Below are 26,294 nucleotides of genomic sequence, written 5' to 3' on the forward strand. Positions count from 1 at the left end.
ACTGATTCAGCAAATAATAGGAGTGATTATTGATTCAATACATAAAACGGTAAAAACTATTAATCGCTTTTTCTAAACACAGTACCTTATACAAAAAAGGACCTGACCTTTAATAGTAAAAAAGAAATCAGATCACGAGAAAGCGGAAATAATCTACTAAACTTAGGAAAAATATTTATCTTTTAAATAAAGAGCTATTACTAGTAAATTTTCTAACATAATTATAGAAAACGCAATCAGATTAATATTTTTTACATGCGGAAACAGCAAAGGTATAAGCAATATAATAAGGTAACTTGCCAAAACGAAACGAGAAAGCTTAGGTGATAACACTGTACACCTCCTTAACTATTCTATTTATCAAGTATTTACAGCTGCTCCTGCAACAAATCCTCCTGCGGCTCCTCCTACACTACCAAGACCAGCTAACAGAATGATTTCAATGTTTGATAGCTTTAAGTAGCCTTCTCCCATCCACTACAATGAAAGAAAGACTTTCTAACACCATTAATCCTACAGCAATATACTGCACAGTTCTGATAGGAGTATATACAGCAATCAAGGCCAGCCCCACAAAAAGCGGCAGCAAAGCTTTTTTCAGCATGACTTTAATCATCATTAAACTGTACACCTCCTTAAAAATCATGTGACCTTACTTATTTTTGTTTTTTAAATAAGAAAAACCAATATAAGCTAACAATAAAAACTGCACAAGAATTACAATTGCAGTGCAGATATGCCTAACGCTTTGACTGCTGCTGGAAGAGGCGATAACCGATGCGGTCGAGCAAATCACTAGAGCCAGCGTAAAAAACAAAATAATATTACCGCCAAACTTCATTATATCACCTACTCTACTTATCACATATTCCATCCCGTGATAACCCCATGGATAAGGCCAACGGTTCCTCCAATAATCATACCACCAGTCGTCAGTTCACCAAGACCAGGAATTAACAGACCTTTACTTTCCACATTAAACCCTGTAGCAACTCTGGCAATCCCTTCAGTGATGCCTAGACCAATTACAGCATCCAGCCCTTCACCTTCAACTCCAGCAAGATAATCTTCTCCGGGTGCTTCAAAATTGTCAAATGCTAATGAATTCATCAAATTAGTCTTTTTTTACCTGCTAATATCGCCATTATAATACTTCAATTTTTCAGATGCAATAAAATTTCTGTTTTTTAACACAGATAGTAATAAATCGCAAAAAATAATAAAATTTTCTGACGATTATTATTTTATTAATGCCATTTAGCTTTTTTAAAAAACGCCAAATGGCAGATTAGTTAAACTAATTGACTTTTTAATTCATTAAAAAAACGAAGAGAGCATAACAATAAATTGGGCTATGCAAAATGACATAAAAAGTCCGAAACATAATAATTTAACAGCTTTGCTCTTACTAGCCGCAGCAATTAGCGGCAGTACTAGAAAAATGAACATGGTTAAGTAAAAATTGACATTCTGCATATTATCACCTATCGTTCCCATCGGACATCAATTATCAATCATGAGAATCATCCAGAATTTCGTAAACAGTTATACTAGAGTGACATTTAACTTACAATCAGTTCTTGTTAAAAAAATAACAAATATAAACCATAAAATGTTATTGCAATACACTCTAATACAAAGACCCCAAAAGAAATCAGCCTAATGATTGTACCTTTGCCATAAGCAGCGATTAACGGACATACTATGCAGCTAATCATAAAAAGACGACTTAAAATACTCCACATGTTATTACCATCCGTTTTTCCAACCTTCAGCGGATCCCTGTACCAATCCACCCACAGCACCTGCAATAGTCCCAACTCCAATTAGCCAAGGGGCTGCTTCTGCTGCCATAGGCGGAGAAACTCGCGCCAATGCAATGCCTTGCCCCGAGGCCAGCTCCAAAACCAGAAATGCCACCCACAGCTCCTTGACAAAGTCCATAGGCAACGGCGCCAAGAAGTCCTTCGCCTTCAACTCCAGCAAGGTAATCTTCTACTACTGTTTCAAAATGATCAAATGCCATGGAGTTTAAAGTGACTGCATTCATAAAACTTCTTCTTTTCTAAATATTGCTGTCATTTTAGCACTTTAAAATGACAGGTGCAATAATATTTCTGATTTTTAACGTTGATGGGAATAAAGCGAAAAGCAAGTGTAAAACTTCTGATAACTATTAATTTATTAATCTTTATTATTTTTCATTTCGGCTTTCTTTATAGAAAAAAAGCTGAAAAGAGCCATGGCTGTAATAAGAATAAATACCAAGGCTGCTATAATTTTTGAATAGCGCCATATAATGACAGCAGTGACTGTCGCAAGTACAAACCAAGAAAGCAAATAAATTATCTTTCGTGTTTGATTCTCCCGTGTATTAGCGATTGAATCATTTGCTTTTTGATCTCTCTCATTATTTTTTTCTTCGGCTTTCTTTATAGAAAAAAAGCTGAAAAGAGCCATGGCTGTAATAAGAATAAATATTATTGTTGCTATGATTTTTGAATTTGACCATTCGATCAAGGCAAGACTTGTAGCAAGCAAAAGCCAAGAAAGCAAAGTCATTAGCCTTCGTGTTTTTTCATCTTTTATTATCATATTAATGTATCCCATCCCAATTATTAATTAGCGCCATAGTAAACGGCTGCAGCACCTGCACAGACTTCAGCACCTAGATAGAACGCAGCACCAACAGGAGTAGTACACGATAGTCCCCCGAGAATGGCAGTTCCCATGGCAAGATAAGAACCAGCAACCCCTTTTATATCGAATCCTCCCTCAATACTAGCAAGATGATTCATATCTACTTCATCAAAATTCTCGAATGCCATTGTGTCTAATGTTGTTGTGTTCATAATAATTTTTCTCCTTTGTATGTTTTATCAAGATTATTATGTAAGGGTTATATTAATTAGTCCAGTCAATCAATGAGTAAAAGCATAAACAGTATAAGCTGCAGCGCCGATAGCTAATGCTCCCCAACCAATAGGAGTTGCAACAGTGGCTGTCCCCGCAGCTACCGCTGCAATTCCTTCAGCACATCCTCCAGCACACCCAAATGTAGTAGCAGCGCCGAGCATACCTTCCCCAAAGTTTCCTCCTTCAATTTCAGAAAGCGAACTCCTATCTACTACCTCAAAATGATCAAATGCCATTGAATCTAAAGTGACTACATTCATAAAACTTCTCCTTTTCTAAATATTGCTGCCATTTTAACATTTTAAAACGACACACACAATAATATTCCAGAATTTTAACAGTCATGGTAATAAAACGAAAGAAATGCATAAAATTTCTGATAAATCATAGCGTTTCTTTAATACTTTTACAGTTCTACTCATCCTCAATAAAAGAGCCTGAAACATACTGTTTCAGACTTCTGAATTTTTTCTTACAAAGATTTGTTAGTGGCTATCTCCCTTTTGCCCATAGTAGGCGTTTTTCCCATGTTTGCGCAGATAGTGTTTGTCTTTCAATGCCTGCGGCACTTCTTCAACTTCAGGATTGATTGCTTCGGTATAGCGAGCCATACGAGCGGCTTCTTCCAAAACAACGGCATTGTAAACAGCTGATTTTTCATCCTTGCCCCAAGAAAATGGGCCGTGGTTGCGCACTGTCACACCTGAAACGGCTAAAGGCTCCAGACTGCGCTTAGCGAATTCCTCAATGATAACCTTGCCGGTTTCTTTTTCATATTCTCCGTTAATTTCCTCGGCTGTCAGCGCTCTGGCACAAGGAATCGGACCATAAAAAGTATCTGCATGAGTCGTTCCGTAACAAGGAATATCACGGCCGGCCTGAGCCCAGGCTACTCCTTCGGTTGAGTGAGTGTGGACAATGCCACCGATTTCAGGCCATGCCTTATAAAGCTCAACATGGGTTGGCAGATCAGACGATGGGTTGAGATCGCCTTCAACGATATTTCCGTCAAGGTCAGTCACGACCATGTTTTCAGGAGAGAGCTTGTCGTAAGCAACACCTGATGGTTTGATAGCAATATAGCCTTGCTCGCGGTCAATGGCCGAGACATTGCCCCAGGTAAATTTTACCAAACCATGAACTGGTAGCTCCATATTAGCATCGTAAACACGTTTTCTTAATTCTGGTACTAACATTTATCGTAACCCCGCTTTCTCTATTAGTGGATAAAGGAAATCCTGCGCTTCCTTGATAGCTGCCCGTGTTTCTTCAACGGTCTCACAGTTTTCTGACCACATTTCAATCAGAAACGGGCCGTTGTAGTTTGTTTTCTTTAACACCTCAAACATGGCTGCCCAGTCAACACAGCCTTGCCCAAACGGCACATCACGGAATTGGCCTTTTGAAGTTTCCGTAACAGCATAAGTGTCTTTTAGGTGAAGGGCTGCGATGGATTGATGCCCCATATAAAATTCACTCCAGAGATCATTTCCCCAGGCTGAAACATTACCCGTATCTGGATAGACAAAAAGGTAAGGAGAATCAATCTCTTTTTCAATGGCTAGATATTTTTCGATCGAATTGATGAAGGGATCGTCCATGATTTCAATGGAAAGAATGACCTGAGCTTCTTCTGCCCAGGTGCAGGCCTGACGCAGGTTTTTAATGAAGCGAGCTCTGGTTTCAGGCGATTTTTCTTCGTAGTAGACATCATAGCCTGCCAGCTGAATATTACGAATGCCGATGTCTTGAGCAAAGATGATGCACTTCTTCATCATGTCCATAGCACGCGCTTCCTTGTCAGGATTATTGGACCCCATCGGGAAGCGGCGGTGGCCGCTGAAGGTAATGGTTGGCACCCGCACACCCGTTTCAAAAATAGCTTTAACTAAGTCTAAACGCTCTTCTTTCGACCAATCGAGACGCGCTAAACGTTCATCGCTTTCATCAATGGATAACTCTACAAAGTCAAAGCCTAATTCCTTGGCAAAATTGAGCCGCTCCAGCCAAGTGAAATGCTTGGGAGTTGCTTTTTCGTAAATACCGATTGGACGTGTCATAATCTACCCCCAAATTCGTTTAATTTCATCCTTGAAAGCACGTGCAGCGGCTGCCGGATCCGGTGCTTCGGTGATACCGCGGCCGGCGATAAAGGTAAAGACATCCACTCCTTCAAAGAGTTTTAAGGTATCGACGCTGAGGCCGCCTGTAACAGATACACGAAAGCCCATGTCGATCAGTTTTTTAACCTTATTAAGGTCTTTTTCTCCCCACGTTTCACCGGCAAGAAGGGCGTCGCGCGATTGGTGGTAAATGGCTTGCGAAATTCCAGCATCCAGCCATTGCTGCGCTTGCTCATAAGTCCAATCGCCATAAAGTTCAATCTGAATTTCACCGCGGTCTCCGCGGACTTCTTCGATAGCTTTGCGGGCTGCTTCCATGGTTGGAATGGTGGCACAGCAGATACAGGTCATCCAGTCAGCCCCGCGAACAGCATTGTTTTTTGCCACCGTTCCGCCGGCATCGGCGCATTTGGTATCAGCAACAATGATTTTGTCAGGAAAAAGGCTGCGAAGTACTTCTACCAGTTCGCTGCCGACTTGGAGCAGACAGACAGTCCCTGCTTCAATAACATCCACTTCCTGTCCCACCGAAACAGCTGCTGTAACAGCACCCTGCAGATCAGAATGGTCAAGAGCAACTTGTAAATTTGGTAATTGTTTGGTCATATTTATCTTCCTTTCATTAAAGATACAAAGAGGCTGTTTTAAGAATCTAAATCCAAGCCTTCAAGATAAGGACTGCTTTTGGATTCATTAACCATAGCCAGCACGTCTTCCGGTGTTTTACAGTCCAGCAGGCGCTGGATTGAATTTTCCAGTTCAAAGAGGGCAATAATCTGCGGAATGGCTACAGACGTATGAATAGCGGGACTAGTAGCAGCTAGGCACAGCAGCACCGACACTTCTTTCCCATCTGAAAATGTCACTGGTTCTGTCAAAGTAATGAGTGAAAAAGCGTCACGATTGACTCCTTCACCAGCCATTGCATGGGGCATAGCCATCCCTGGCATGAGGACATAGTAAGGACCATGCTCCTCTGTAGAAGCAATAATATTGTCATAATATTTTTCTGTGACTGCACCGCTGTCGATCAAGGGCTGAACAGATAATTTTACAGCTTCTTCCCACGTTTTCGCTGACAGCCCCAGTCGAATGGAGTTATTTTCTTTAAATGATTTTGTTAAGTTCATCAAAAAACCTCTCTTACCAAAATTCTTTATCTTTTTTAAAGTGGAAGGTGTTTCCAAATTTTGAAAACACCCTCTTACCTTAGATCATTACAAAATTGCTTGTAATTTTGTTTTAATTTCATTATCGTCCATTAAATTGTCAAGACCTACCAGATGACCGTTTGTCCGTCCGTCCAATTCATGAATCAAGTGGTTTGAAGCCACAACAATATCATAATTTGCAGCTAACCCTTTAGCTTCGCCGACTGAGCAGGAAGCTGACTCGATATCCGTCACGCCTAACTGCCGAAGAGCATTTTCAACTTTCATCTTGATAACCATAGATGATCCCATGCCATTGCCGCATGCTGTAAGAACTTTAACCATGATAATTCCTCCTCTAAAATTTTTGCTTATGATAATATTAATTCTGTTTAAATGTGATTAAGATGCTATTGTCCTTGGACATCTCCGCGATAGTAAGCCTCCTTGTCTTTTGCTCTGGCAAACTGAATTTGCGGAATAGCCAGCAAGAAGAGAGCCACAAGCGCGTAACCAATAGAACCGGCATACTTGAAGAGATAGGCAAATGGTACCCATGGAATTTCAAAGTCAATATTACCATGGTAACCGCCAAAGTTAGCAAGACCAAGAAGAGCAACTGCTACTGCACCCAGAACAACTTGGAGCACACCTGATATGAAGGATAGAATCACAGCTGCTTTCCAGCCGCCGCGCTTATCCGCATAAACCGCAATAGCCGCATTATCAAAGAAGACCGGAACGAATCCTGTAATAATCAAGACTGGATTTTTAAAGACAATGAGCAGAACAATGGTAATCAGCTGTCCGATGAGACCAGTTGCAAAACCAAAGAGCACTGCACTTGGCGAACCAAAGCCATAGGATGCTGCCACATCAACCGCCGGAAATGAACCGGGCAGAAGTTTGTTAGAAATCCCTTGGAAGGCATTGGTCAGCTCACCAACGAACATACGTACACCCTGCATCAAAATGAAGAGATAAACGGAGAAGGTGAAGGCTGTTTGGATAACATACATAAAGTAAGACTGTTTCGTCGGATCAAACAGGGTTCCTGTTGTGATGACCTTAGGATTGGCCATAATTTCCGGACCTAAGACCGCCAGAATAGCACCGAAGAAAACCAGCATCAAGGTTGCTGAGGCAACGACTGTATCGTGGAAAATGTTGAGAAAAGCCGGGAGTTTGAGGTTATCCAGATTTTCTTCTTTTTTACCGAGTTTTGGCGCAAATTTATCAGCGAACCAAATAGCAAATTGCTGTTGGTGCCCGATAGCAAAACCGCCTCCGCCGGTCAGACGCTGAGTTGGTTCAACTGTCATATTAGAGCTGACCGCCCAGTAGAGACCGCAGATAATACCCACCGCTAAGGTTCCCCAAAATTGATTGCGGAAAGCCGGAATCAATAGAATAACCATCAAGGTAACGGTTGCAGCCTGCTGCACCATGATGTGTCCTGTGATGAACAGAGTGCGAATCTTTGTTACTTTACGAAGAGCAACAAGAAGAATGTTAAAGAAAAAGCCAATCAAGAGGGCTGATGTTGCCGTACCGACAAATTGAGGAAATTCCTGAGCAATTTTTTCATTGGCTGCTGTCAGCCCAAAGTAAGGGTCAATAACCGCCGCACCGATATTAAACTTGTAATTAAGAGCTGCCAAAATAGGGCGGAAAGTGGTTACCAGACCAGCAGCGGCCACATCCAGAATCATATAACCAACTGTCGCTTTGACAAATCCTGCAAAAACATCATGTAAAGGCTTCTTCAAAAGCAGGTAGCCGATAAGCACCAGCAAACCAACGAAGAAGGCCGGTTTTTGCAAAATATTTTGCGAGAACCAGTTAAGGACATCTAAAAGAATGTTCATTGTTTTTCCTCTTTTCTAAAAAGTTTGTTACGTTTTATAGCTTTATTATAATTGCTGAAAACGCTAACAACAAGACCAATAATCACACATGCGAGTGTTCAAAATTGGGCTGAAAGATTTTATGACGTCATCAAAAGGAGTCTTCTGGAACCTAGGCAGTTATATGCTGCTTTGAAAAATAAATATTTTAGCAATAAAAAAAGAGCCTGATAGCGGATATAAAAATCCTCTATCAAGCTCTGAAAAAACCTATCTCTTTCTATAAAAAGATATGTTCTGCCTACTCTTCGTCTAAAAGCATTCAAAAAACTCCGCTTTTTAAAGAAAGCGGAGTTTTTCAGCAAATCGTATCAGCGTCTTAGTAAGCGGCAGTCATCAGTCCAACTTTTCCCACTGCCACTGATTCACTTCCGGAATGTCATCACCATGCTCCCGGATATACTGTCTGTGATAAGAAACTTTCTCATCCATCGTTTGGGCGAAGGCAGCAGCCCCATCTCCCAAGCAAGCTACAGCAGCATCCTGAGCTAAGTGGAAGCGGTCTAATTCAGATAAGACCCGCATATCAAACGGCGTGGTGATATCTCCATTTTCACGGTAACCGTGGACATGAAGATTATGGTTGTGGCGGGTGAAGAAGATATCTCTAATCATTCCTTCATAAGCATGGAAGGCAAAGATAACAGGCTTATCTGCTGTAAAGACGGCATCGAATTCTTCATCGCTCAAGCCTCTTGCATCTACGCTAGGATGACGCAGCTTCAGGATATCAACAACATTGACAAAACGAATTTTCAGATCTGGAAATGCTTTGTGCAAAATGCTGATAGCTGCCAAGGCTTCTAAGTTTGGCTCCGTTCCTGCAGCCGCAAAGACCACATCCGGTTCCTGACCCTTATCGGTAGAAGCCCAGTCAATCACCTTGTAGCCTTTTTCAACCAGCTCTTGTGCCTCTTGGACAGAATAGAACTGCGGACGAGGGTGCTTAGAAGTTACAATCAAGTTGATCTTATCTTCGGTTTTTAAAGCCTTATCCATCACGGCCAGTAAAGAGTTGGTATCTGCCGGCAGATATTCACGGATAAATTCAGGCGTTTTTTCTGATAAATGAGTCAGAATGCCCGGATCTTGGTGGGTATAGCCATTATGATCTTGCTGGAAGACAGTTGAGGTTGAAATTAAATTCAAGGATGGATAATTTTTACGCCAGGTCGTATGCGTTTTGGATTTACGCAGCCATTTGAAATGCTGAGTAATCATCGTGTCTACCACACGCAGGAAGGATTCGTATGATGCAAAGAAACCATGGCGTCCTGTTAAAACATAGCCTTCCAAGAATCCTTCTGCCTGATGTTCTGACAGCTGTGAATCAATCACACGGCCAGCTGGGCTGAGCCATTCATCATAGCTGTCATCCCGGCGAGCCAGCCATTGCCGGTTGGTCTTTTTGAAGACTTCATTCAGGCGATTGGATTTTGATTCGTCAGGACCGAAAATACGGAAATTATCAGGATTTGCTTCAACCAAATCAGCTGCATACTTCCCAAATTCAATCATGTCCTGAGCAACTACAGCACCCGGTTTTGCGGTGTCAATGGCAAATTTTTTCCAGTCAGCCGTATTCATTGGCTTAAGGACACCTGCATTGGTGATTGGGTTGGTTGACATCCGCCGGTCACCTTTTGGTGAAATAGCGGCAATCTCAGGAACCAACCGTCCCGCTTCATCAAACAGCTCTTCAGGCCGGTAAGATTTCAGCCACTTCAAAAGAGCATCAACATGTTCCATATGGTGAGCGTCAACCGGAATAGGAACTTGGTGCGCACGGAAGCCCCCTTCGATAGGTGTTCCTTCCCATTCTTTAGGACCTGTCCAACCCTTAGGAATACGAGCAACAAGCACTGGCCATGCCGGCATAGCTGCCTCTTCCGCCGGATTTTTGCGGGCTTGAGTTTGAATAGCTTTAATCTTTTCAATAGCTTCATCAAGTTTTGCTGCCATAACCTGATGAGATTTTAGAGTAGGTTCCTTAACTTCAACAAAAATCGGATCCCAGCCCAAGCCTTGGAAGAATTGCTGCAGTTCTTCATCTGTACGGCGGGAAAGAATGGTTGGGTTGTGGATTTTTCCGCCATTGAGATAGAGGATCGGCAGAACAGCACCGTCATTAACAGGATTGATAAAGGTATTTGACAGCCAGCCGGCCATTAAAGGACCTGTTTCGGCTTCGCCGTCTCCGATAACCGTCGCAGCGATGACATCCGGATTATCCAGTACCGCACCGGTCGCATGTGACATGGCGTAACCCAATTCACCGCCTTCATGGATAGAGCCCGGTGTTTCAGGAGCCGCGTGCGAAGCAATGCCGCCTGGGAAGGAGAAGATTTTACAGAGCTTGGTAAAGCCTTCCTCTGTTTGAGTAATCTCAGGGTTTAATTCAGTGTAACTGCCGTCCAAATAGGAATTAGACACCATCACCTGTCCGCCGTGTCCAGGCCCTTCAATATAAAACATGTCTAAATCATACTTATTAATTGCCCGATTTAAATGAGCATAGATAAAGTTTTGCCCCGGAACAGTGCCCCAGTGTCCGATAGGATGGACTTTGAGGTCATTTTGAACAAGTTCTCTTTTTAAAAGAGAATTATCCTTCAAATACATCTGAGCTGCTGATAGGTAATTGGCTGCACGCCACCACGCATCTACTTTTTTCAAATAGTCATCTGATTCAAAATTCATATTTCTTATTCTCTCCTTGTGATTTTATGAACATATACATTTGCAGAAAAAGAGTCTGGGAGTCAGTCATTTAAGAGGAAGAAGGTGTCTCATCTTCACAATCTAAGGATAGCTCAAAGATGAGATCAGCCAACTGTAACTCTATTTCCAGACTCTTTTTTTACCTTAGTCTAATTCTCCGGGATTAGAAGCAATGAGAACTTTCAGCTCTTTACCGGCCATCATTGCTTCAAAGGCATCACGCCAATGTTCCAAGTCAAAAACAGCAGTCACCATTTTGTCTTCATTGATAGCGCCCTTGCTTTCCAAATGAATAGCAATTGGCCAGTCGTATGGATTTTGTGAACGTGAGCCTTGGTAAGTGATTTCATGCTGAATGATCGTTCTTTCATCAAGTTCATTCATATCTTTTGCAAAAAGTCCTACTTGCTGCAGCACACCGCCCTTACGAATCAGAGGAAGGGCAGCATTGACAGCAGGAATAGCACCTGAGCAGTCATAGACTTTATCTACTCCCACGCCATTGGTGACATCTGCTACAATCTTAGCTAAGTCTTCTTCTTGTGTGTTGACAACAATATCTGCGCCTAACTCTTTAGCAATTTTCAGCCGGTCTGCATCCTTAGTAACCCCCGAAACAATGGTAAAGGCTCCGATTTCCTTGGCAATCTGCAGGGACAGTAAACCCATAGGTCCGGGACCGATAATCAAAACGGTATCATGAAAATCAAGCGGTGTCAGCTGATACATGGCGTGTACACAAGAAGCCAGAGGTTCTGACATAGCTGCCAATTTATAACTGACATTATCCGGAAGAATATGCACGCTTTCTTCGCGTGTCAGAACATAATTAGCCATGCTGCCGAAAGCTTTGGTTCCAATTCCGGAGCGTTTTTCACATAGGTTGTATTGTTTTTCTTTGCAGTAAACACACTCGCCGCAGGTATCAAAAGTTGTTTCACTGGTAACGCGGTCACCCACTTTGACCTTGGTAACGTCTTCGCCGACAGCCACAACCTGTCCGGAAAATTCATGTCCCAGCACTAGGGGAGTGACAGCGTTTTTATATTCGCCTTTGTAGGTATGAATATCGGTCCCGCAAATACCTGTGTAGGCTACTTTCATCAATACACGGTCCCCTTTGACCTCTGGAACATCGATTTCTTCCAGAGACATGTTATCAAAACCGGGGGCTGATTTTACTACAGCTTGCATTTTCTTAGGAATATTCATTTAAATGACCTCCATACTATTAATGATCTACATTAGAATACTGATTTAACTAATTCTGAGAGTTTTAAGAAAATCCAGTTAAGGAGATTTCCCCCTGTGTCAAAATTAGAAATTTGTGATGCTCCTTTAGGGAATTTGACAACCCCTTCTGCCATCTTAGTCATTACAGGGGCAAAGTCAGTTGCCATCCACAGAGCAAAGGTAATAACAACCGTCAAAGCAATAACAGAGTGCAGGATATTTCCTTTTCGAGTTGGTACAACCAAGGCAGCGAAGAAAGGAATCGTTGCTAAGTCGGCAAAAGGCAGTACGCGGTTGCCTGGCAGCAAAACAGCAATAAGCAGGGTAATTGGAACCATCAACAGACCTGTTGACAGTGCTGCTGGAGAACCTGTTGCAAGGGCTGCATCCATTCCCAAGAAGATTTCGCGATCAGCGTAGCGTTTTTGCAGCATTGACTGAGCAGCTTCCTGAATTGGGATAAGTCCTTCCATGAGGATCTTAACCATCCGCGGCAGAATAAACATAACGGCACCCATGGCCATAGCTGTTTGAAGAATTTTCGTGATATCATAGCCACCCAAGATAGCAAGCGCTCCGCCGATAATAATCCCCATGATCATTGGTTCACCAAAGATACCGAAGCGTTTTTGAATGGTTTCAGGCTCAACATCGAGTTTGCCGATACCGGGAATTTTGCTGACAGCCCAGGCAATTGGAATACCTAGAATCGCATAGCCTTGAGCAGAACCTGTTGATATCGAAACCCCTTCAAGTCCATAGTATTCTTGAACATAAGGAGCTGTTTTATCGGCAATGATTTGAACAATAATCGTGTAGCCAATCCCGCAGACAATGCCCCAGAAGAAGCTTTTAGTGACAATGTAGCCAGTTGCTGCGGCAGCACTCATGTGCCAATAATTCCAAATATCAATATTGAGTGTCTTTGTCCAATTGAAGGCCAGCATGATTAAGTTAACAATCAAGATAACCGGTATCATCACCGCTGCAATCGGCTGAGCCCATGTTGCCGCCGAAACTGCCGGCCAGCCGGCATCCACAACGGTAAGCTCCAAACCAAACCTTTCAACCATGGCCTGCGCTGCAGGACCAACATTGTCGGATAAGAGTCCTAATACCAGGCTAATCCCTAACATACCAATCCCTACAGTTAGCCCTGAAGTGATCGCATTTCGTACCGGAACTCGAAAAATGACTGCCAAAGTAAAAATGATTATCGGAAGCACAACGCTTGATCCCATATTCAAAATCCCTTGAACAACAGTTGTTAATGTATCCATAACCGTCTCCTTTTAAATGATAATTAGGTACTTCAAATTATTTATTAGCCTGTATCTTAGCCACTTCTTCCAAAATCTGAGCCTCAACCTTGTCCTGTCCGATTCCTGTTAAGAAAGCCATGGCTTTAATTGCAGGGATCCTATACTCTGTCGGCAGCATGGTTGTCGTAATCAATAAATCGTTTGAATCTTGCTTAGACGCAGCTTCGGCGATTTTAATCTGTGTGATTTGCGCATCGATATTGTTGTGTGCAAACAAATCTTCAATTTTTTTCATAACAACGGTAGAAGTTGCTATGCCTGCTCCGCAGGCTACCAATACTTTAACTTGTGACATAATGACGTCTCCTTTAAATGTTATTTGTTTTTACAATAGTTATAATGTCATCTGCAGACTGCGCATTTCTCATTTGCGTCAATAATTCTGCATTCTGCAATAAGCCCATCAATGACTGAAGCATTTCAAGCTGGGCATGGGGCTCTTTCAAGCCTAAAACGAAAGCGATCTCAGCTGCCACCGATTGATTAAAATCTTCCATACTGACAAAAGAAATCGGCTGAGTGGTGACAATCGCGACAAACTCTTGTTTGATGCACTCAGCATCTGTATGAGGGATGGCAACACCCATTTTTTCAAGCTGCAGTCCTGTTGGAAAATTCTTTTCCCGTTCTATGATTTTGTCAAGAAAAGTGTCATGAACATAACCTAAATCAAAAGCTTTTTTATAGATTGTTTCAAACATATCACTGCTTGACTTAAAATTTTCATTAACAAAAATAAGTTCTGGTCTTATATAATCTTCAAGTTTCATTTTTTCAGCCATTATGCTAACCTCCTCCGTTATTATTAGCTGTTTTTTTACAATAACTCTATAAAGTCACTGACAGTCGGCGAGCACCACAGTTTATCAATGTATTCTGAACTGTCAATTTTAGAATAGATGCTGATTAAGGCGTCCTTGTAAAAAAACTCATCTTCCTGAGACATCGAAATTAACATAATCACTTTAACCATGTTACTTCCCCAGCGAATAGGCTTTTTCAATGTCATCATCACCAATTGTGACTCGCTCACAGCGACCGGCAGGGCGTGCGGAAGAGCTATCCCGGTATAAACACTGGTGCTCCCTAACTCCTCACGGATCAATATCGACTTACGGTACAAGGGATTCTGGCGATTCTGAACGCTCGATTTTTCAACTAAAAAGTTGATGCAATCATTAACCGTCTTTTGGTCAACTTTCAAAAAGACATTTTTGCCAATCAGTTTATGAACCAGCGATTTCGTATAAGCCTCTTTATTTTCGATGACGGATAAGACGCGCCTGTTCCCTTTTTGGAGCTGTAAATACTGATTTTGCAAATTCTCCAAATCAGCATCAGTCAGAACCGGGCTGATAAAAATAACCTTGGATTCATCCACGTCCATATCCGACAGTGAAATAGAACTGATAATCATATCCGCCTGTTTTATTTTGTCCGGTGTTAATTCACTGGCATCAATTTTTATCAGATGGTCAAAGTTGGAGATAACATGCGATAACGATGTCATAATCAGCTCAGTTGTTGCTAAGCCCTGAGGACAGACCACATAAATCATCAAAGGTTTAGCCAGCTTTTCAATAGCTATTTCAAAATGCACTGTCAAAAAGGCCATTTCCCCGTCTGTCATATCAATTGAGAAGGCGTCCGACAACTCACGGCAGGACAGCCAAACAATATTGTAGAGAACACTGTACTTCTTTTTGATTTCTTCTGTGATGTCACTGTTGACCATGATTCTGTTTTTCAGACGAAAGATCATGGGCTGCACGTGACTGATCAGCATCTTAAAAAGGTGTCTGTCGCCGCTCAAATCAATACTGAGCAATTGGCTGACGCGCTCAATCAGATTTTTGATAATATTATTAATCTGATCTCCAACAATCAAATCATTGGTTTCATAACCAACGGACAATAAGGTGTAAGATAGATTAATAATCTCCAAGAGCGGCATGGGCTTGTCTTTAAGCCCGACAAATTCCCTGAATAGATCACCGGCAAAGGTGTAGACTTCGTAGTAAGAAAGATCTTCAATGAAATGAACCATATCATTTGATATGATTGTATTGCCATTTAAATAGCGCATCTTTGCAACCAGCAAATCAACAATCAAATAAATGCTGTACTGCTCACTCAGTATGAAATGATAGGTCGATGCATAGTGATTTACAATGGAAATAACCCGTTCTATTTCTTCTTTGGGGAAGAAATAGACAAACTGGCTGTTGTGTGTCACCGTATGCAGTCCCAAATGGAATTCTGTTATTAAATAGTTTCTAAGAAACTTTCTTATTTCCTGCTCCTGCCCGACAATGCTGTACTTGCCGTTATGGCGCTCCATGTGAATCTTATAACCTGTAAATTTATTTTCTAGTTTATCAATATCCCTTCTTACGGATGTTTCACTAACAAAATACTGAACAGACCAATCAATAATGTCAATCTCCTTTTGATCAAAGAACAGAGATTTCAGCAGCAGATATTCTCTGGAAATGTCCTTAATTTCCTCAGCCTGAAAATGATTTAACAAATCTGCCAAACGCTTTTTTTCATTGGCATTAACGGCTAAACGTATGCCGCGCCGAGGAATTTTTTCGATTTTATTAGACAGTTCTTCTATCTCTTTGTTTAAGAAAGACAGGTCTGAGTAGATGGTTTTTGTCGAGACGGAGTACTTATTAGCCAGTGTTTTGCCAGCGATAAAATCATCGACTAACAGTAAATCTCGTAAAATACTTATCTGTCTGTAATTCACACGTCATTCCCCTTTCTTTGATATGTTTCATTATAAATGTTTGCGTTTACAAAACAAAGCCAAGTTACTTCTCCATTAATGTGGAAGCGCTGCTAATGCCGCTATTATCGCTTTAATGCAAACCCCCTCAATTTTCTCATAAATATTTAATTAAATTAATAACGTAATATTTTCTAATTCATTAAATCTATTTTCTGCAAGTATTATTTTCAAAAAAAGCAGACAAAAAAAGAACAGAAAGCAAAAAGTCATTTTGCCTTCTGTTCTTGTTAAACTGATGCAGTTAACCGTCCTTGCTAAATATTAGCCCAGACACTTTCTAAAATATTGGTTTGATCGCGGTCCGGTCCGACAGAAAATGTCGAAATGCGAACCCCGACAAGTTCACTGACGCGGCGAACATAGTTGCGGGCATTCTCCGGCAGCTCTTCAAGGCTGCGAACCCCCGTAATATCTTCAGACCAACCCGGCAGCTCCTCGTAAATTGGCTTGCAGCGCTTGAGCTGCTCAAGGCTGGCTGGATAGTGGTCAATACGCTGACCGTCCAAATCATAAGCGACACAGATTTTAACTGTCTCAAGCCCTGAGAGAACATCAATACAGTTGAGACTGAGATTGGTAATGCCTGATACACGGCGGCTGTGGCGCATAACAACTGAGTCAAACCAGCCTACCCGGCGCGGACGGCCTGTCGTTGTTCCATATTCATGACCAATTTCACGGATGCGCTCTCCAACTTCATCAAAGAGTTCGGTAGGAAAAGGCCCGTCACCGACACGGCTGGTGTAGGCCTTGCAGACACCGACAACCTTGTTGATTTTACTTGGACCAACACCTGATCCGATGGTCACACCGCCAGCAACCGGATTAGAAGATGTCACGAAAGGATAGGTTCCTTGATCAATATCCAGCATGACCCCTTGTGCACCCTCAAAAAGAACACGTTTGCCCTTATCAAGCGCATCATTTAAGATAACGGAAGTATCCGTCACATATTGTTTGATTTCCTGACCGTAGGCATAATATTCTTCGAAGATCTCTTCAAAAGCGATTTCTTCACATTCATACATTCTGCTAAAAAGACGGTTTTTCTCTTCTAAATTAGTACGCAGGCGCTCTGCAAAAATATCTTTATCCAGTAAATCAGCAATCCGAATGCCCACACGCGCTGCTTTGTCCATATAAGCCGGTCCGATTCCTTTATTGGTCGTTCCGATTTTGTTGTCTCCCTTAGCGGTTTCCTGCAGCTGATCAAGTTTGATATGATAAGGCAGGATGATATGAGCGCGGTCAGAAATGCGCAGACTGTCTGTCGTAATGCCTTCTTCGTGCAAATAAGTCAGCTCCTTAACCAAAGATTTAGGATTGACTACTACACCGTTGCCGATAACTGAAATTTTTTCCGGGAAGAAAATTCCTGACGGAATCAAGTGCAGTTTAAATTTCTTACCGTCGATAACAATCGTATGACCGGCATTGTCACCGCCTTGATAGCGTGCAATTACTTCGGCATCTGCTGACAGAAAATCGGTGATTTTCCCCTTGCCTTCATCTCCCCACTGGGTTCCAACTACTACTACTGATGTCATATGCTGATACGAACTCTGACAAAGAGAGTCCTCATCCTTTCTTAAAAACTATAACCCCTAAAAAGCAGATTGCCTAAGCTCCGGCACTCCTCAGACATACTGAAAGCCAAAATAAAAGCAGAAACCAATGAAAATTTCTGCCAGCAGCAGGGTCTCAAACTTATTAAGCAGCTATAACATGGCAGGAATTTCACCTGCAGGTTTGCCTTACAATTTATTATAAGAAATTTCTGACTGTTTTTCAATATTTCGTATCAGAAACATGCGTTTTTCCGAACATTCTTGTAAACTAGAACTAGAATATCTTTTAGGAGAAAGAATATGTCAAACATTGATCAGATTTTACAGCAAAGTCCGCAGAACCTCCCCGTCTTACAAGCTACTTTTGGACTGGAAAGAGAGAGCCTGCGTATTGATCAAAAGACGCAGCGCTTAGCACAGACTCCTCATCCTTATAAACTAGGATCTCGCAGCTATCATCCATACATTCAAACAGACTACAGCGAACCTCAGCTAGAATTAATCACCCCTATTGCTAAATCAAGCAAGGAAGTGTTGCGCTTTTTAGGAGCTATTACCGATGTCGCTCAGCGCAGCATAGATAACGATCAGTACCTCTGGCCCTTATCCATGCCGCCGCAAATCAGAGAAGATGAGATTGAAATTGCTCGATTAGAAGACCCTTTTGAGCTATCCTACCGTCAGCATCTGGCTGAAAAATACGGCAAGATGCTCCAATCTATGTCGGGTATTCATTACAATATCGAATTAGGTGCCGACCTGCTTAAATCACTGTTTGAGCGCAGCGGCTATCAGTCTCTGATCGCCTTTAAAAACGATCTCTATTTAAAATTAGCTCAAAATTTCCTGACCTATCGCTGGTTTTTGACTTATCTCTATGGCGCCAGCCCCTTGGCCGAACAAGGCTTCTTTGAAGAAGAATTAACCGCCCCTGTTCGTTCGCTCAGAAACAGTCATTTAGGCTATGTCAATACCTCAGATGTCAAGGTTCCTTTTGATCGGCTGGAAAATTACGTCGCAAGCATTGAACGTTATGTTGACACAGGCGCCTTATCTGCCGAGAAAGAATTTTACTCAGCTGTTCGCCTGCGCGGCAGCAAGTACAGCCGAGACTATCTCACCAAGGGCATTACTTACTTAGAATTCCGCTGCTTTGATCTAAACCCGTTTGATAACCGCGGGATTACACAGGAAACCATTGACAGCGTCCACCTCTTTACCTTAGCTATGCTTTGGCTCGACGCTCCTCAGGAAGTCAATCAGACAGTGGAGAAGGCTGCAGAACTTAACGAAAAAATCGCGCTCAGCCATCCTTTGGACAAACTGCCGCAAGAAGCTCCTTACCAAAATATCCTGACAGCTATGGAAGAACTTATTGAGCACTTCGGGCTGCCGGCTTATTATGAACAGCTTTTGACCGACATCAAAGAGCAAGTCAATAATCCCGAACTGACTGTCGGCGGCCGCCTTTTAGAACACATTGACAAGCTGTCCTTGGAAACATTCGGTCAGCAAAAAGGAAAGGAGTATCATGACTATGCCTGGGAGGCTTACTATGCGCTCAAAGGCTATGAAACCATGGAACTTTCCACACAAATGCTGCTTTTTGATGCTATCCAAAAAGGCATTCATTTTGACATTTTGGATGAGAGCGATCAGTTTCTTAAGCTCTGGCACGATAGTCATACGGAATACGTCAAAAACGGCAACATGACCTCTAAAGATAATTATGTTGTTCCCTTAGCCATGGCTAACAAAGTCGTGACCAAAAAAATCCTAAGAGAGCACGGCTATCCGGTTCCTGCCGGAGCAGAATTTGACAGCAAAGATGAAGCTCTGCGCTATTATCAGCAAATTGAAAAGCAGGCAATCGTTGTCAAGCCCAAATCAACTAATTTCGGTCTGGGCATTTCCATTTTTGAAGCGCCGGCCAGCTTGACTGATTATGAAAAAGCTCTGGATATTGCCTTTCTTGAAGACTCTTCTGTCCTTGTTGAAGAATTTGTCGCCGGTACTGAATATCGCTTTTTTGTCCTCGATGGCAAATGTGAAGCTGTTCTGCTGCGGGTTGCCGCAAATGTAGTTGGTGATGGTCACAGCACTGTTTCTCAGCTGGTTGAGCAAAAAAATAAAAACCCGCTGCGGGGCCGAAATCACCGCTCACCGCTTGAAATCATCGAACTCGGTGACATTGAACGCCTCATGCTGCAGCAGCAAGGCTACACACCGGAAAGTATTTTACCAGCCGGGGTTAAGGTTAACCTGAGAGGTAACTCAAACATTTCAACAGGCGGCGATTCTATTGATGTTACAGAAACTATGGATCCTAGCTACAAACAACTGGCGGCTGATATGGCTAAGGCCATGGGAGCTTGGGCCTGCGGTGTTGACTTGATTATTCCGGATACAGCTCTAACAGCAAGCAAGGAAAATCCGCATTGTACCTGCATTGAGCTCAATTTTAATCCGTCTATGTACATGCATACCTATTGTCAGGAAGGCCCGGGACAAATTATCACCGGAAAAATACTGGCTAAACTATTCCCTGAAGTTCCTATTCATTTCGACTAAAACGAAAAAAAGCGGCATGCTGACAGTAAGTAAATCTGTTTTGCATGTCGCTTTTATTTTTAAAGCATGTAAAAGCTTGCTTTGCAAGGATTTTCCTGATTAAGCTCCGAAAACTTTGAAGCGGTCTTCGTCGGCTGCAAATTCTTTATCGCCTGCCGGAGCTTCAATAGAACCAAACGGTGCCTGAGCACGCAGTTTCCAATTAGCCGGCAAACCATATTTTTCAGCAACCTGAGCATCAACCAGAGGATTGTAATGCTGAACGCTCATTCCAATGTTTTGCTCTGCTAAAGCCAGCCAAGCTGCATAAAGTGCAATGCCGTGTGCTTGTTCAGACCATGGCTTGAAATTGTCCGCATAAAGCGGGAAGTTTTCTTCCAGATTTTTAACGATGTCTTGATCTTCAAAAAAGAGAATGGTTCCGACACCGGCTGCAAAGCTTTCTAATTTAGCTTTTGTTCCTTCAAAAGCCTCAGCTGGCGTTACCTTTTCTAATTCACTGTAAGCAATCTTATTCCAGAAATTCTCAGATTCTTCACCAAACAGAATAACTGCTCGGCTGGTTTGTGAGTTAAAGGCTGAAGGTGCTTGCTTAATGGCATTTTTAATCAAGTCCGTAAGTTCAGCTTCTGATAAGGAAACATTTTTACCCAAGGCATAAATGCTGCGACGTTGTGTTTGTAAATCTAAAAAGTTTGACATATTGTAATATCCTCCATTTGTATTTGTAAGGCTATTATACATTTATTACTAATTAGTAGCAATTAATTTGCTTGTTTTTTGTAAAACTGCCCGCAAACTTTTTTACAAAGTTCCCAGCCTGCCACTTCCCCCAATTTATGTTAAAATAAAAGACATGGATAAACTTATTAAATCAATTTCACAATCAGGGGCTTTCCGTGCTTATGTGCTGGACAGCACTGAGACAGTTCGGACAGCACAGGAAAAACATCAAACCCTTTCAAGCTCTACCGTCGCCTTAGGCCGCACACTTATTGCCAATCAAATTCTGGCAGCCAATCAAAAAGGTGACAGTAAGGTAACCGTCAAAGTCATTGGCGATTCTTCTTTTGGACATATCATCTCAGTAGGTGATACCAAGGGCAATGTCAAAGGCTACATTCAAAATAAAGGGGTTGACATTAAAAAAACCGCAACAGGCGAAGTACTTGTCGGTCCTTTCATGGGAAATGGGCAGTTCGTCGTTATCACAGACTACGGTATCAGCAATCCCTATACCTCATCTACGCCTTTAGTCTCTGGAGAAATCGGAGAAGATCTGGCCTACTATCTGACAGAAAGTGAACAAACACCTTCAGCAGTCGGTTTAAATGTTCTTTTGGATGACCAAGACAAGGTCAAGGTAGCCGGCGGTTTCATGCTGCAAGCTCTGCCCGGCGCTTCTGATGAAGAAATCAGCCGCTATGAAAAACGGATCCAAGAGATGCCTGCCATTTCAAGCCTTTTGGAATCTGATAATCCTATTGAAGCTCTGCTTTTGGCACTTTACGGCGAAGACGGCTACAAGGTGCTCTCTGAAGAAAAAATTCGCTTTGCCTGCGACTGCTCGCGCAAGCGTTTTGAAGAAGCTCTTAAAACCCTGCCTGCTCACGATCTTCAAGAAATGAAAGAGCAAGATCAGGGAGCAGAAATTGTCTGCCAATTCTGCGGAAAAACCTACAACTTTAATGAAAATGATTTAGAGGAGATGATTCATGACCAAGCTTAACAGCTCATTTATGATTGACAACGTAGAAATCCCCCATCGAACTGTCTTAGCACCCATGGCTGGTGTCACTAATTCTGCTTTCCGCACCATTGCTAAGGAATTCGGAGCAGGACTTGTGGTGATGGAAATGGTCTCTGACAAGGGAATTCAGTACAACAACGAAAAAACACTGCACATGCTTCATATTGATGAGGAAGAGCATCCTGTTTCCATCCAGCTCTTTGGCAGCGACGGTGACAGCTTAGCACGCGCAGCCGAATTCATTCAGGCCAACACTCAGGCTGACCTTGTTGACATTAACATGGGCTGTCCGGTTAATAAAATCGTTAAAAATGAAGCAGGGGCCATGTGGCTCAAGGATCCTGACAAGATTTATTCCGTTGTCTCAACGGTTAAATCTGTCCTTGATATTCCGCTGACCGTCAAAATGCGGACAGGCTGGTCAGAGCCTTCCTTAGCCGTTGAAAATGCCTTAGCAGCTGAATCTGCCGGCGTTGCTGCCTTAGCTATGCACGGACGTACGCGCGAACAAATGTACACCGGCAAATGCGACCATGAAACACTGGCTAAAGTAGCCAAATCCCTCACCAAGATTCCTTTCATTGCTAATGGGGATATCCGCTCTGTCGAAGATGCTAAATTTATGATTGATGAGGTAGGTGCCGATGCTGTTATGGTGGGCCGCGCTGCTAGAAGCAATCCTTATATCTTTACCCAGATAAACCATTATTTTGAAACCGGAGAAGTCTTAGACAATCTGCCCTTTAGTAAAATGCTGGACATTGCCCAAGACCATCTGAAACGCTTAGTCGATCTTAAAGGAGAGACTATCGCTGTCAGAGAATTTCGCGGTCTGGCACCGCACTACCTCCGCGGGACATCTGGTGCAGCTAAAATCCGATCTGCCGTATCCCGAGCAGAAACCCTTACTGAAGTGAGCAGCATTTTTGCTCAGATTCAGTCCTGACAGTACAATCTTTACCTTAAGCTGTTCTACACAATACTAAACAAAGGAGACCGGAAAAAAGTTCCGATCTCCTTGTTTTATATATCAGACAATATCAAATTTGAGTTTATCTTTTTGAATACCGATTTTCAGTGTCTGACCGCTGGCCAGTTCCCCGGAGAGAACAAGCTCAGCCAGTTTATCTTCGACTTCGGTCTGAAGACTTCTGCGAAGCGGCCGCGCTCCCATTTCCGCATCATAGCCGATCTGCGCCAAATGTTTAAGCGCTGAGCTCTGGAATTTAAGGGTAATACCTTGCTCGGCCAGATGAGAAATCAGCGGCTGCACCATAATTTTGACAACATCACGCATGTTTTCCTCAGTAAGATTATGGAAAACAACCTTTTCATCAATACGGTTGATGAATTCAGGACGGTAAGCTTTTTTGAGTTCTTCTAAAATACGGCTTTCCATAGCCTGATAATCATGAGAAAAATCCTTGGCTCCAAAACCGACAGTCTTATCATCACGCAGAGCTGTTGCTCCGAGATTTGAGGTCATGATAATAATCGTATTTGAAAAATCAACCTTGCGGCCGCGGCTGTCAGTCAGAACACCGTCATCCAGTACCTGCAAAAGGACATTAAAAATATCCGGATGAGCCTTTTCAACTTCATCAAAAAGCAGTACAGAATAGGGTTTGTTGCGAACTTTTTCGGTCAGCTCGCCTCCTTCTTCATAGCCGACATATCCCGGAGGAGCACCGTTGAGGCGTGAGGCAGCAAATTTTTCCATGTACTCACTCATATCAAAACGTATGAGTGCCGACTCGTCATCAAAAAGAACTTCTGCCAAAGCCTTGGCTAATTCTGTTTTACCGACACCTGTAGGCCCCAGAAACATAAAGGATCCAATCGGACGTTTGCCGATTCGAATGCCCGACTGATTTCGGCGGATAGCCCGGCTCACTGCAGAAATCGCCGTATCTTGACCGATCACCCGCTTATGCAGTTCCTTTTCTAAATTGAGATACTTTTTACTGTCTGCCTGAGTCATCTTGCTTACCGGAATTCCGGAAAGTTTGCTCAAGGTTTCTAAAATCGCATCTTCGCTGACTGCCACTCGTTTTTTAAGCAGAGGTTTTTCTTCTCTTTTTAATAAACGGCGGGCAGCAGTTATATCTTTATCAATAATCGCTTGATCCAAATCTGTCAAAAAGGCAGGAGCCTCTTTTTTCACCAAACCCTGCACTGTAGCACTGGCCTCATCTAACAGGTCAATAGCTGAATCGGGCAAATTCTTGCTGGTCAGGTAACGGTGCGCTGCTCTAACTGCCGTTTTGACAGCTCCATCAGAAATCGTCACATGGTGATAGTCTTCATAATTTTTCTTTAAGCCAAGCAAAATTTGGTAAGCTTCTTCTTCACTCGGCTCTTCAATGGTTACCTTGGCAAAGCGGCGGGACAGAGCAGAGTCCTTTTCGATATGCTTTTGGTATTCTTCTTGGGTCGTTGCGCCAATCGTTCTAAGACTGCCGCGTGCCAGAGCCGGCTTGAGAATATTAGCCGCATCAAGCGTGCTGTCAATTCCGCTGCCAGAGCCCATAATGGTATGCAGTTCATCAATAAAGAGAATAATGTGCCCGTCCGCCTCAATATCTGCAATAATCTGATTCATGCGTTCTTCAAAGTCACCGCGGAAACGTGTTCCCGCTACAACACTCATCATATCCAGCTCTAAGACTTTCATATCTGCCAATTCAAAAGGCACGGCACTGTCCACGATGCGCTGAGCAAGACCGTAAGCCAGTGCTGTTTTACCAACTCCGGCATCACCGACTAAAACCGGATTGTTTTTTGTCTTGCGGCTTAAAATCTGAATCATGCGCGAAATTTCTTTTTCCCGGCCAATAACAGGCTCTAAGCGTCCTTTGCGGGCCAGATCAGTAAGATCCCGTGTAAAATCTGCCAGTTCACCTGTCATGCTGGGCGGTTTCATCAGGTCAGAAAATTGACCGCTATTTTTGTTTTTCTTAGGTTTGCGCATTTCAAAAATGGCCTTGATATCCTCTTTTGAAAAACCTGCATAGCGTTCAACAGCCTTGCGCAAATCAAGCAGGCGAACAGACTCGCCGTCATCTTTGATTTGAAAGCCGACCAATTCTAAAATCCGCGTTGCCAGCAAATTGGGGTTGAGCAGCATGGCAAATAAAACATGCTCTGTCCCGACTTCTTTAGCATGAGTTGCCTGGCTGATTGCATAAGCTTCTGATAAGATCCTGCTTAGGGCATTGGACTGCTCCAGCAAAGTAATGTCTCCGCTCGGTTTCTTAGGCTTTCTGCCAACTGCCAAAATAGCCGCTGCCTGATAATCTTCAAATTGGACATCGTCTTCAAATTCAGCAAAGCTTAAACCGGCTACTGAACTGTCAATTTCAACCATGGCAAGAAGGACATGCCAGCTTTCAAGATAGGAACTTTCAAAACGAGCAGCCTCAAACTGAGCCAGTCGGAATACTTCCTGCATTTTCAATGAATAATCGGTCATAGATGGTATCCTTTTCTGTCTAAACGTTGTAATATCCTGCGAAGCATGCGGGCTCGGATTTTAGGACTGTCTGCACCTAGAACATCGTCTCCGGCAGCTGCCAAAATAATATTCCCTTCACGCTCGCTGATAATTTTTTCATCAAAGAGAAGCTGAATAATATCTGCAAAAACCTGCTCGCTGATTTGCTCACCAATATTTGCTTCCAGATTATTAAGCATCTGATGCTGGTCTGAAAAACGAATCTTAGCAATTCGAATGTAACCGCCGCCGCCTCTCTTACTCTCAACAATATAGCCGCGGCTCTCAGTAAAACGCGTCTTAATAACATAATTGATCTGACTGGGAACAACGCTGAAACTGTCCGCTAAAGCACTTCTCTTAATTTCTGCAAAACCAGACTGAGCCAGTATCTTTTTGATATATTCTTCAATACTGTCAGACGTATTTTTTGATGTCATGATATCGACTCCTTCCCAGTCACTTTGACTATAACTGACCTTATTATACCGAAAAATAGTACTTTTGGAAAGCAGGAGCCTTGAAAGTTATAATTCTATGATAACAGCAGCTTTTAAAGCAGCCGTGGCTGCATGCAGGTCCCTAAGACCGTGAAGACGCAGTCACTATCAGCAAACCTTGAAGCAGGTTAAAAGCTTAGCGACAGCTATCACACTGTTTTTTAATCCTTATTTTCAGGATGACATTATAAAAAATCGGAACCCTAGAGGAATTCCGATTTTTATTTCAGTCTTAAACGGAC

General features: G+C 42.6%; 24 protein-coding genes. 3 read left to right on the top strand and 21 right to left on the bottom strand.

All coding sequences use genetic code 11. The features are described 5' to 3' along the window. Positions 1 to 439 precede the first annotated feature (439 nt). The 18 genes from G573_RS10825 to G573_RS0101970 all read right to left on the bottom strand — a co-directional run bounded on the left by G573_RS10825 (position 440) and on the right by G573_RS0101970 (position 17,717). The gene (locus tag G573_RS10825) at positions 440 to 619 is read right to left on the bottom strand and encodes a hypothetical protein (protein ID WP_037586696.1); all 180 of its coding nucleotides are present in this window, start codon (positions 617 to 619) and stop codon (positions 440 to 442) included. Between the two features lie 242 nt (positions 620 to 861). Next, complete coding sequence (locus G573_RS0101880) at positions 862 to 1,110, bottom strand: hypothetical protein (RefSeq protein WP_245543126.1); 249 nt, start codon at positions 1,108 to 1,110, stop codon at positions 862 to 864. 1,074 nt (positions 1,111 to 2,184) lie between these two features. Beyond that, a complete protein-coding gene (locus G573_RS0101895; protein WP_003089710.1) occupies positions 2,185 to 2,595 on the bottom strand; it encodes a hypothetical protein in 411 nt (136 codons plus the stop codon). A 23-nt stretch (positions 2,596 to 2,618) separates the two neighbouring features. Continuing rightward, entirely contained in the window at positions 2,619 to 2,828 is a 210-nt protein-coding gene (locus tag G573_RS0101900; protein ID WP_027975134.1) for a Blp family class II bacteriocin, read from the bottom strand. A gap of 93 nt (positions 2,829 to 2,921) precedes the next feature. After that, a complete protein-coding gene (locus G573_RS0101905) occupies positions 2,922 to 3,176 on the bottom strand; it encodes a hypothetical protein (RefSeq protein WP_027975135.1) in 255 nt (84 codons plus the stop codon). 225 nt (positions 3,177 to 3,401) lie between these two features. Beyond that, positions 3,402 to 4,112 carry an L-ribulose-5-phosphate 4-epimerase gene (locus G573_RS0101910; RefSeq protein ID WP_027975136.1) on the bottom strand — a complete coding sequence of 237 codons (711 nt, stop codon included), beginning with the start codon at positions 4,110 to 4,112 and terminating at the stop codon, positions 3,402 to 3,404. Beyond that, a complete protein-coding gene (locus G573_RS0101915) occupies positions 4,113 to 4,976 on the bottom strand; it encodes an L-ribulose-5-phosphate 3-epimerase (RefSeq protein WP_027975137.1) in 864 nt (287 codons plus the stop codon). Positions 4,977 to 4,979: 3 nt separating this feature from the next. Beyond that, positions 4,980 to 5,645, bottom strand: coding sequence for a 3-keto-L-gulonate-6-phosphate decarboxylase UlaD (locus G573_RS0101920; protein ID WP_027975138.1), 666 nt, complete (start codon positions 5,643 to 5,645; stop codon positions 4,980 to 4,982). Positions 5,646 to 5,683: 38 nt separating this feature from the next. Next, complete coding sequence (locus G573_RS0101925; protein WP_027975139.1) at positions 5,684 to 6,169, bottom strand: PTS sugar transporter subunit IIA; 486 nt, start codon at positions 6,167 to 6,169, stop codon at positions 5,684 to 5,686. An 87-nt stretch (positions 6,170 to 6,256) separates the two neighbouring features. Continuing rightward, positions 6,257 to 6,535: a PTS sugar transporter subunit IIB gene (locus G573_RS0101930; protein WP_027975140.1), complete on the bottom strand. Its 279-nt coding sequence runs from the start codon at positions 6,533 to 6,535 to the stop codon at positions 6,257 to 6,259. Between the two features lie 65 nt (positions 6,536 to 6,600). Next, complete coding sequence (locus G573_RS0101935) at positions 6,601 to 8,058, bottom strand: PTS ascorbate transporter subunit IIC (protein WP_027975141.1); 1,458 nt, start codon at positions 8,056 to 8,058, stop codon at positions 6,601 to 6,603. A 375-nt stretch (positions 8,059 to 8,433) separates the two neighbouring features. Beyond that, positions 8,434 to 10,797, bottom strand: a complete 2,364-nt coding sequence (locus tag G573_RS0101940) for a phosphoketolase family protein (RefSeq protein ID WP_027975142.1) — start codon at positions 10,795 to 10,797, stop codon at positions 8,434 to 8,436. Between the two features lie 165 nt (positions 10,798 to 10,962). Continuing rightward, the gene (locus tag G573_RS0101945) at positions 10,963 to 12,030 is read right to left on the bottom strand and encodes a zinc-binding dehydrogenase (RefSeq protein ID WP_027975143.1); all 1,068 of its coding nucleotides are present in this window, start codon (positions 12,028 to 12,030) and stop codon (positions 10,963 to 10,965) included. A gap of 32 nt (positions 12,031 to 12,062) precedes the next feature. Continuing rightward, positions 12,063 to 13,331: a PTS galactitol transporter subunit IIC gene (locus G573_RS0101950; RefSeq protein WP_027975144.1), complete on the bottom strand. Its 1,269-nt coding sequence runs from the start codon at positions 13,329 to 13,331 to the stop codon at positions 12,063 to 12,065. Between the two features lie 37 nt (positions 13,332 to 13,368). Continuing rightward, positions 13,369 to 13,668, bottom strand: a complete 300-nt coding sequence (locus tag G573_RS0101955; protein ID WP_027975145.1) for a PTS sugar transporter subunit IIB — start codon at positions 13,666 to 13,668, stop codon at positions 13,369 to 13,371. Between the two features lie 13 nt (positions 13,669 to 13,681). After that, a complete protein-coding gene (locus tag G573_RS0101960; protein ID WP_027975146.1) occupies positions 13,682 to 14,155 on the bottom strand; it encodes a PTS sugar transporter subunit IIA in 474 nt (157 codons plus the stop codon). Between the two features lie 35 nt (positions 14,156 to 14,190). Continuing rightward, positions 14,191 to 16,128, bottom strand: a complete 1,938-nt coding sequence (locus tag G573_RS0101965) for a BglG family transcription antiterminator (RefSeq protein WP_027975147.1) — start codon at positions 16,126 to 16,128, stop codon at positions 14,191 to 14,193. Between the two features lie 296 nt (positions 16,129 to 16,424). Continuing rightward, on the bottom strand, positions 16,425 to 17,717 hold the full coding sequence (locus G573_RS0101970) for an adenylosuccinate synthase (protein WP_027975148.1): 1,293 nt from the start codon (positions 17,715 to 17,717) through the stop codon (positions 16,425 to 16,427). 321 nt (positions 17,718 to 18,038) lie between these two features. Here G573_RS0101970 and gshAB point away from each other — a divergent pair, with 321 nt between their 5' ends. Beyond that, the gene (gene gshAB / locus G573_RS0101980; RefSeq protein ID WP_037586699.1) at positions 18,039 to 20,309 is read left to right on the top strand and encodes a bifunctional glutamate--cysteine ligase GshA/glutathione synthetase GshB; all 2,271 of its coding nucleotides are present in this window, start codon (positions 18,039 to 18,041) and stop codon (positions 20,307 to 20,309) included. Positions 20,310 to 20,408: 99 nt separating this feature from the next. On the opposite strand, the gene G573_RS0101985 is transcribed toward gshAB, so the two are convergent. After that, positions 20,409 to 21,011 carry a nitroreductase family protein gene (locus G573_RS0101985; protein ID WP_027975150.1) on the bottom strand — a complete coding sequence of 201 codons (603 nt, stop codon included), beginning with the start codon at positions 21,009 to 21,011 and terminating at the stop codon, positions 20,409 to 20,411. Positions 21,012 to 21,165: 154 nt separating this feature from the next. On the opposite strand from G573_RS0101985, the gene hslO reads away from it, so the two are divergent. Beyond that, the gene (gene hslO, locus G573_RS0101990) at positions 21,166 to 22,038 is read left to right on the top strand and encodes an Hsp33 family molecular chaperone HslO (protein WP_027975151.1); all 873 of its coding nucleotides are present in this window, start codon (positions 21,166 to 21,168) and stop codon (positions 22,036 to 22,038) included. Beyond that, positions 22,025 to 23,005 carry a tRNA dihydrouridine synthase DusB gene (dusB, locus tag G573_RS0101995; RefSeq protein ID WP_027975152.1) on the top strand — a complete coding sequence of 327 codons (981 nt, stop codon included), beginning with the start codon at positions 22,025 to 22,027 and terminating at the stop codon, positions 23,003 to 23,005. The genes hslO and dusB overlap by 14 nt, the downstream gene beginning before the upstream one ends. Positions 23,006 to 23,089: 84 nt before the next feature. Here the strand turns inward: dusB and G573_RS0102000 are convergent, their stop codons facing one another. After that, on the bottom strand, positions 23,090 to 25,531 hold the full coding sequence (locus G573_RS0102000) for an ATP-dependent Clp protease ATP-binding subunit (protein WP_027975153.1): 2,442 nt from the start codon (positions 25,529 to 25,531) through the stop codon (positions 23,090 to 23,092). Continuing rightward, positions 25,528 to 25,992 (bottom strand): CtsR family transcriptional regulator, encoded by a 465-nt coding sequence (locus G573_RS0102005; protein ID WP_027975154.1) that lies wholly within the window; start codon positions 25,990 to 25,992, stop codon positions 25,528 to 25,530. The genes G573_RS0102000 and G573_RS0102005 overlap by 4 nt, the downstream gene beginning before the upstream one ends. Between the last annotated feature and the right edge of the window lie 302 nt (positions 25,993 to 26,294).

The organism is Streptococcus devriesei DSM 19639, from assembly GCF_000423725.1.
Taxonomy (GTDB): Bacteria; Bacillota; Bacilli; order Lactobacillales; family Streptococcaceae; genus Streptococcus; species Streptococcus devriesei.

Excerpts from the sequence above, each read along its gene's own strand:
- G573_RS10825 (WP_037586696.1), bottom strand. The coding sequence starts at position 619 with ATGATGATTAAAGTCATGCTGAAAAAAGCTTTGCTGCCGCTTTTTGTG.
- G573_RS0101880 (WP_245543126.1), bottom strand. The coding sequence starts at position 1,110 with ATGAATTCATTAGCATTTGACAATTTTGAAGCACCCGGAGAAGATTAT.
- G573_RS0101895 (WP_003089710.1), bottom strand. The coding sequence starts at position 2,595 with ATGATAATAAAAGATGAAAAAACACGAAGGCTAATGACTTTGCTTTCT.
- G573_RS0101900 (WP_027975134.1), bottom strand. The coding sequence starts at position 2,828 with ATGGCATTCGAGAATTTTGATGAAGTAGATATGAATCATCTTGCTAGT.
- G573_RS0101905 (WP_027975135.1), bottom strand. The coding sequence starts at position 3,176 with ATGAATGTAGTCACTTTAGATTCAATGGCATTTGATCATTTTGAGGTA.
- G573_RS0101910 (WP_027975136.1), bottom strand. The coding sequence starts at position 4,112 with ATGTTAGTACCAGAATTAAGAAAACGTGTTTACGATGCTAATATGGAG.
- G573_RS0101915 (WP_027975137.1), bottom strand. The coding sequence starts at position 4,976 with ATGACACGTCCAATCGGTATTTACGAAAAAGCAACTCCCAAGCATTTC.
- G573_RS0101920 (WP_027975138.1), bottom strand. The coding sequence starts at position 5,645 with ATGACCAAACAATTACCAAATTTACAAGTTGCTCTTGACCATTCTGAT.
- G573_RS0101925 (WP_027975139.1), bottom strand. The coding sequence starts at position 6,169 with ATGAACTTAACAAAATCATTTAAAGAAAATAACTCCATTCGACTGGGG.
- G573_RS0101930 (WP_027975140.1), bottom strand. The coding sequence starts at position 6,535 with ATGGTTAAAGTTCTTACAGCATGCGGCAATGGCATGGGATCATCTATG.
- G573_RS0101935 (WP_027975141.1), bottom strand. The coding sequence starts at position 8,058 with ATGAACATTCTTTTAGATGTCCTTAACTGGTTCTCGCAAAATATTTTG.
- G573_RS0101940 (WP_027975142.1), bottom strand. The coding sequence starts at position 10,797 with ATGAATTTTGAATCAGATGACTATTTGAAAAAAGTAGATGCGTGGTGG.
- G573_RS0101945 (WP_027975143.1), bottom strand. The coding sequence starts at position 12,030 with ATGAATATTCCTAAGAAAATGCAAGCTGTAGTAAAATCAGCCCCCGGT.
- G573_RS0101950 (WP_027975144.1), bottom strand. The coding sequence starts at position 13,331 with ATGGATACATTAACAACTGTTGTTCAAGGGATTTTGAATATGGGATCA.
- G573_RS0101955 (WP_027975145.1), bottom strand. The coding sequence starts at position 13,668 with ATGTCACAAGTTAAAGTATTGGTAGCCTGCGGAGCAGGCATAGCAACT.
- G573_RS0101960 (WP_027975146.1), bottom strand. The coding sequence starts at position 14,155 with ATGGCTGAAAAAATGAAACTTGAAGATTATATAAGACCAGAACTTATT.
- G573_RS0101970 (WP_027975148.1), bottom strand. The coding sequence starts at position 17,717 with ATGACATCAGTAGTAGTAGTTGGAACCCAGTGGGGAGATGAAGGCAAG.
- gshAB (WP_037586699.1), top strand. The coding sequence starts at position 18,039 with ATGTCAAACATTGATCAGATTTTACAGCAAAGTCCGCAGAACCTCCCC.
- G573_RS0101985 (WP_027975150.1), bottom strand. The coding sequence starts at position 21,011 with ATGTCAAACTTTTTAGATTTACAAACACAACGTCGCAGCATTTATGCC.
- hslO (WP_027975151.1), top strand. The coding sequence starts at position 21,166 with ATGGATAAACTTATTAAATCAATTTCACAATCAGGGGCTTTCCGTGCT.
- dusB (WP_027975152.1), top strand. The coding sequence starts at position 22,025 with ATGACCAAGCTTAACAGCTCATTTATGATTGACAACGTAGAAATCCCC.
- G573_RS0102000 (WP_027975153.1), bottom strand. The coding sequence starts at position 25,531 with ATGACCGATTATTCATTGAAAATGCAGGAAGTATTCCGACTGGCTCAG.
- G573_RS0102005 (WP_027975154.1), bottom strand. The coding sequence starts at position 25,992 with ATGACATCAAAAAATACGTCTGACAGTATTGAAGAATATATCAAAAAG.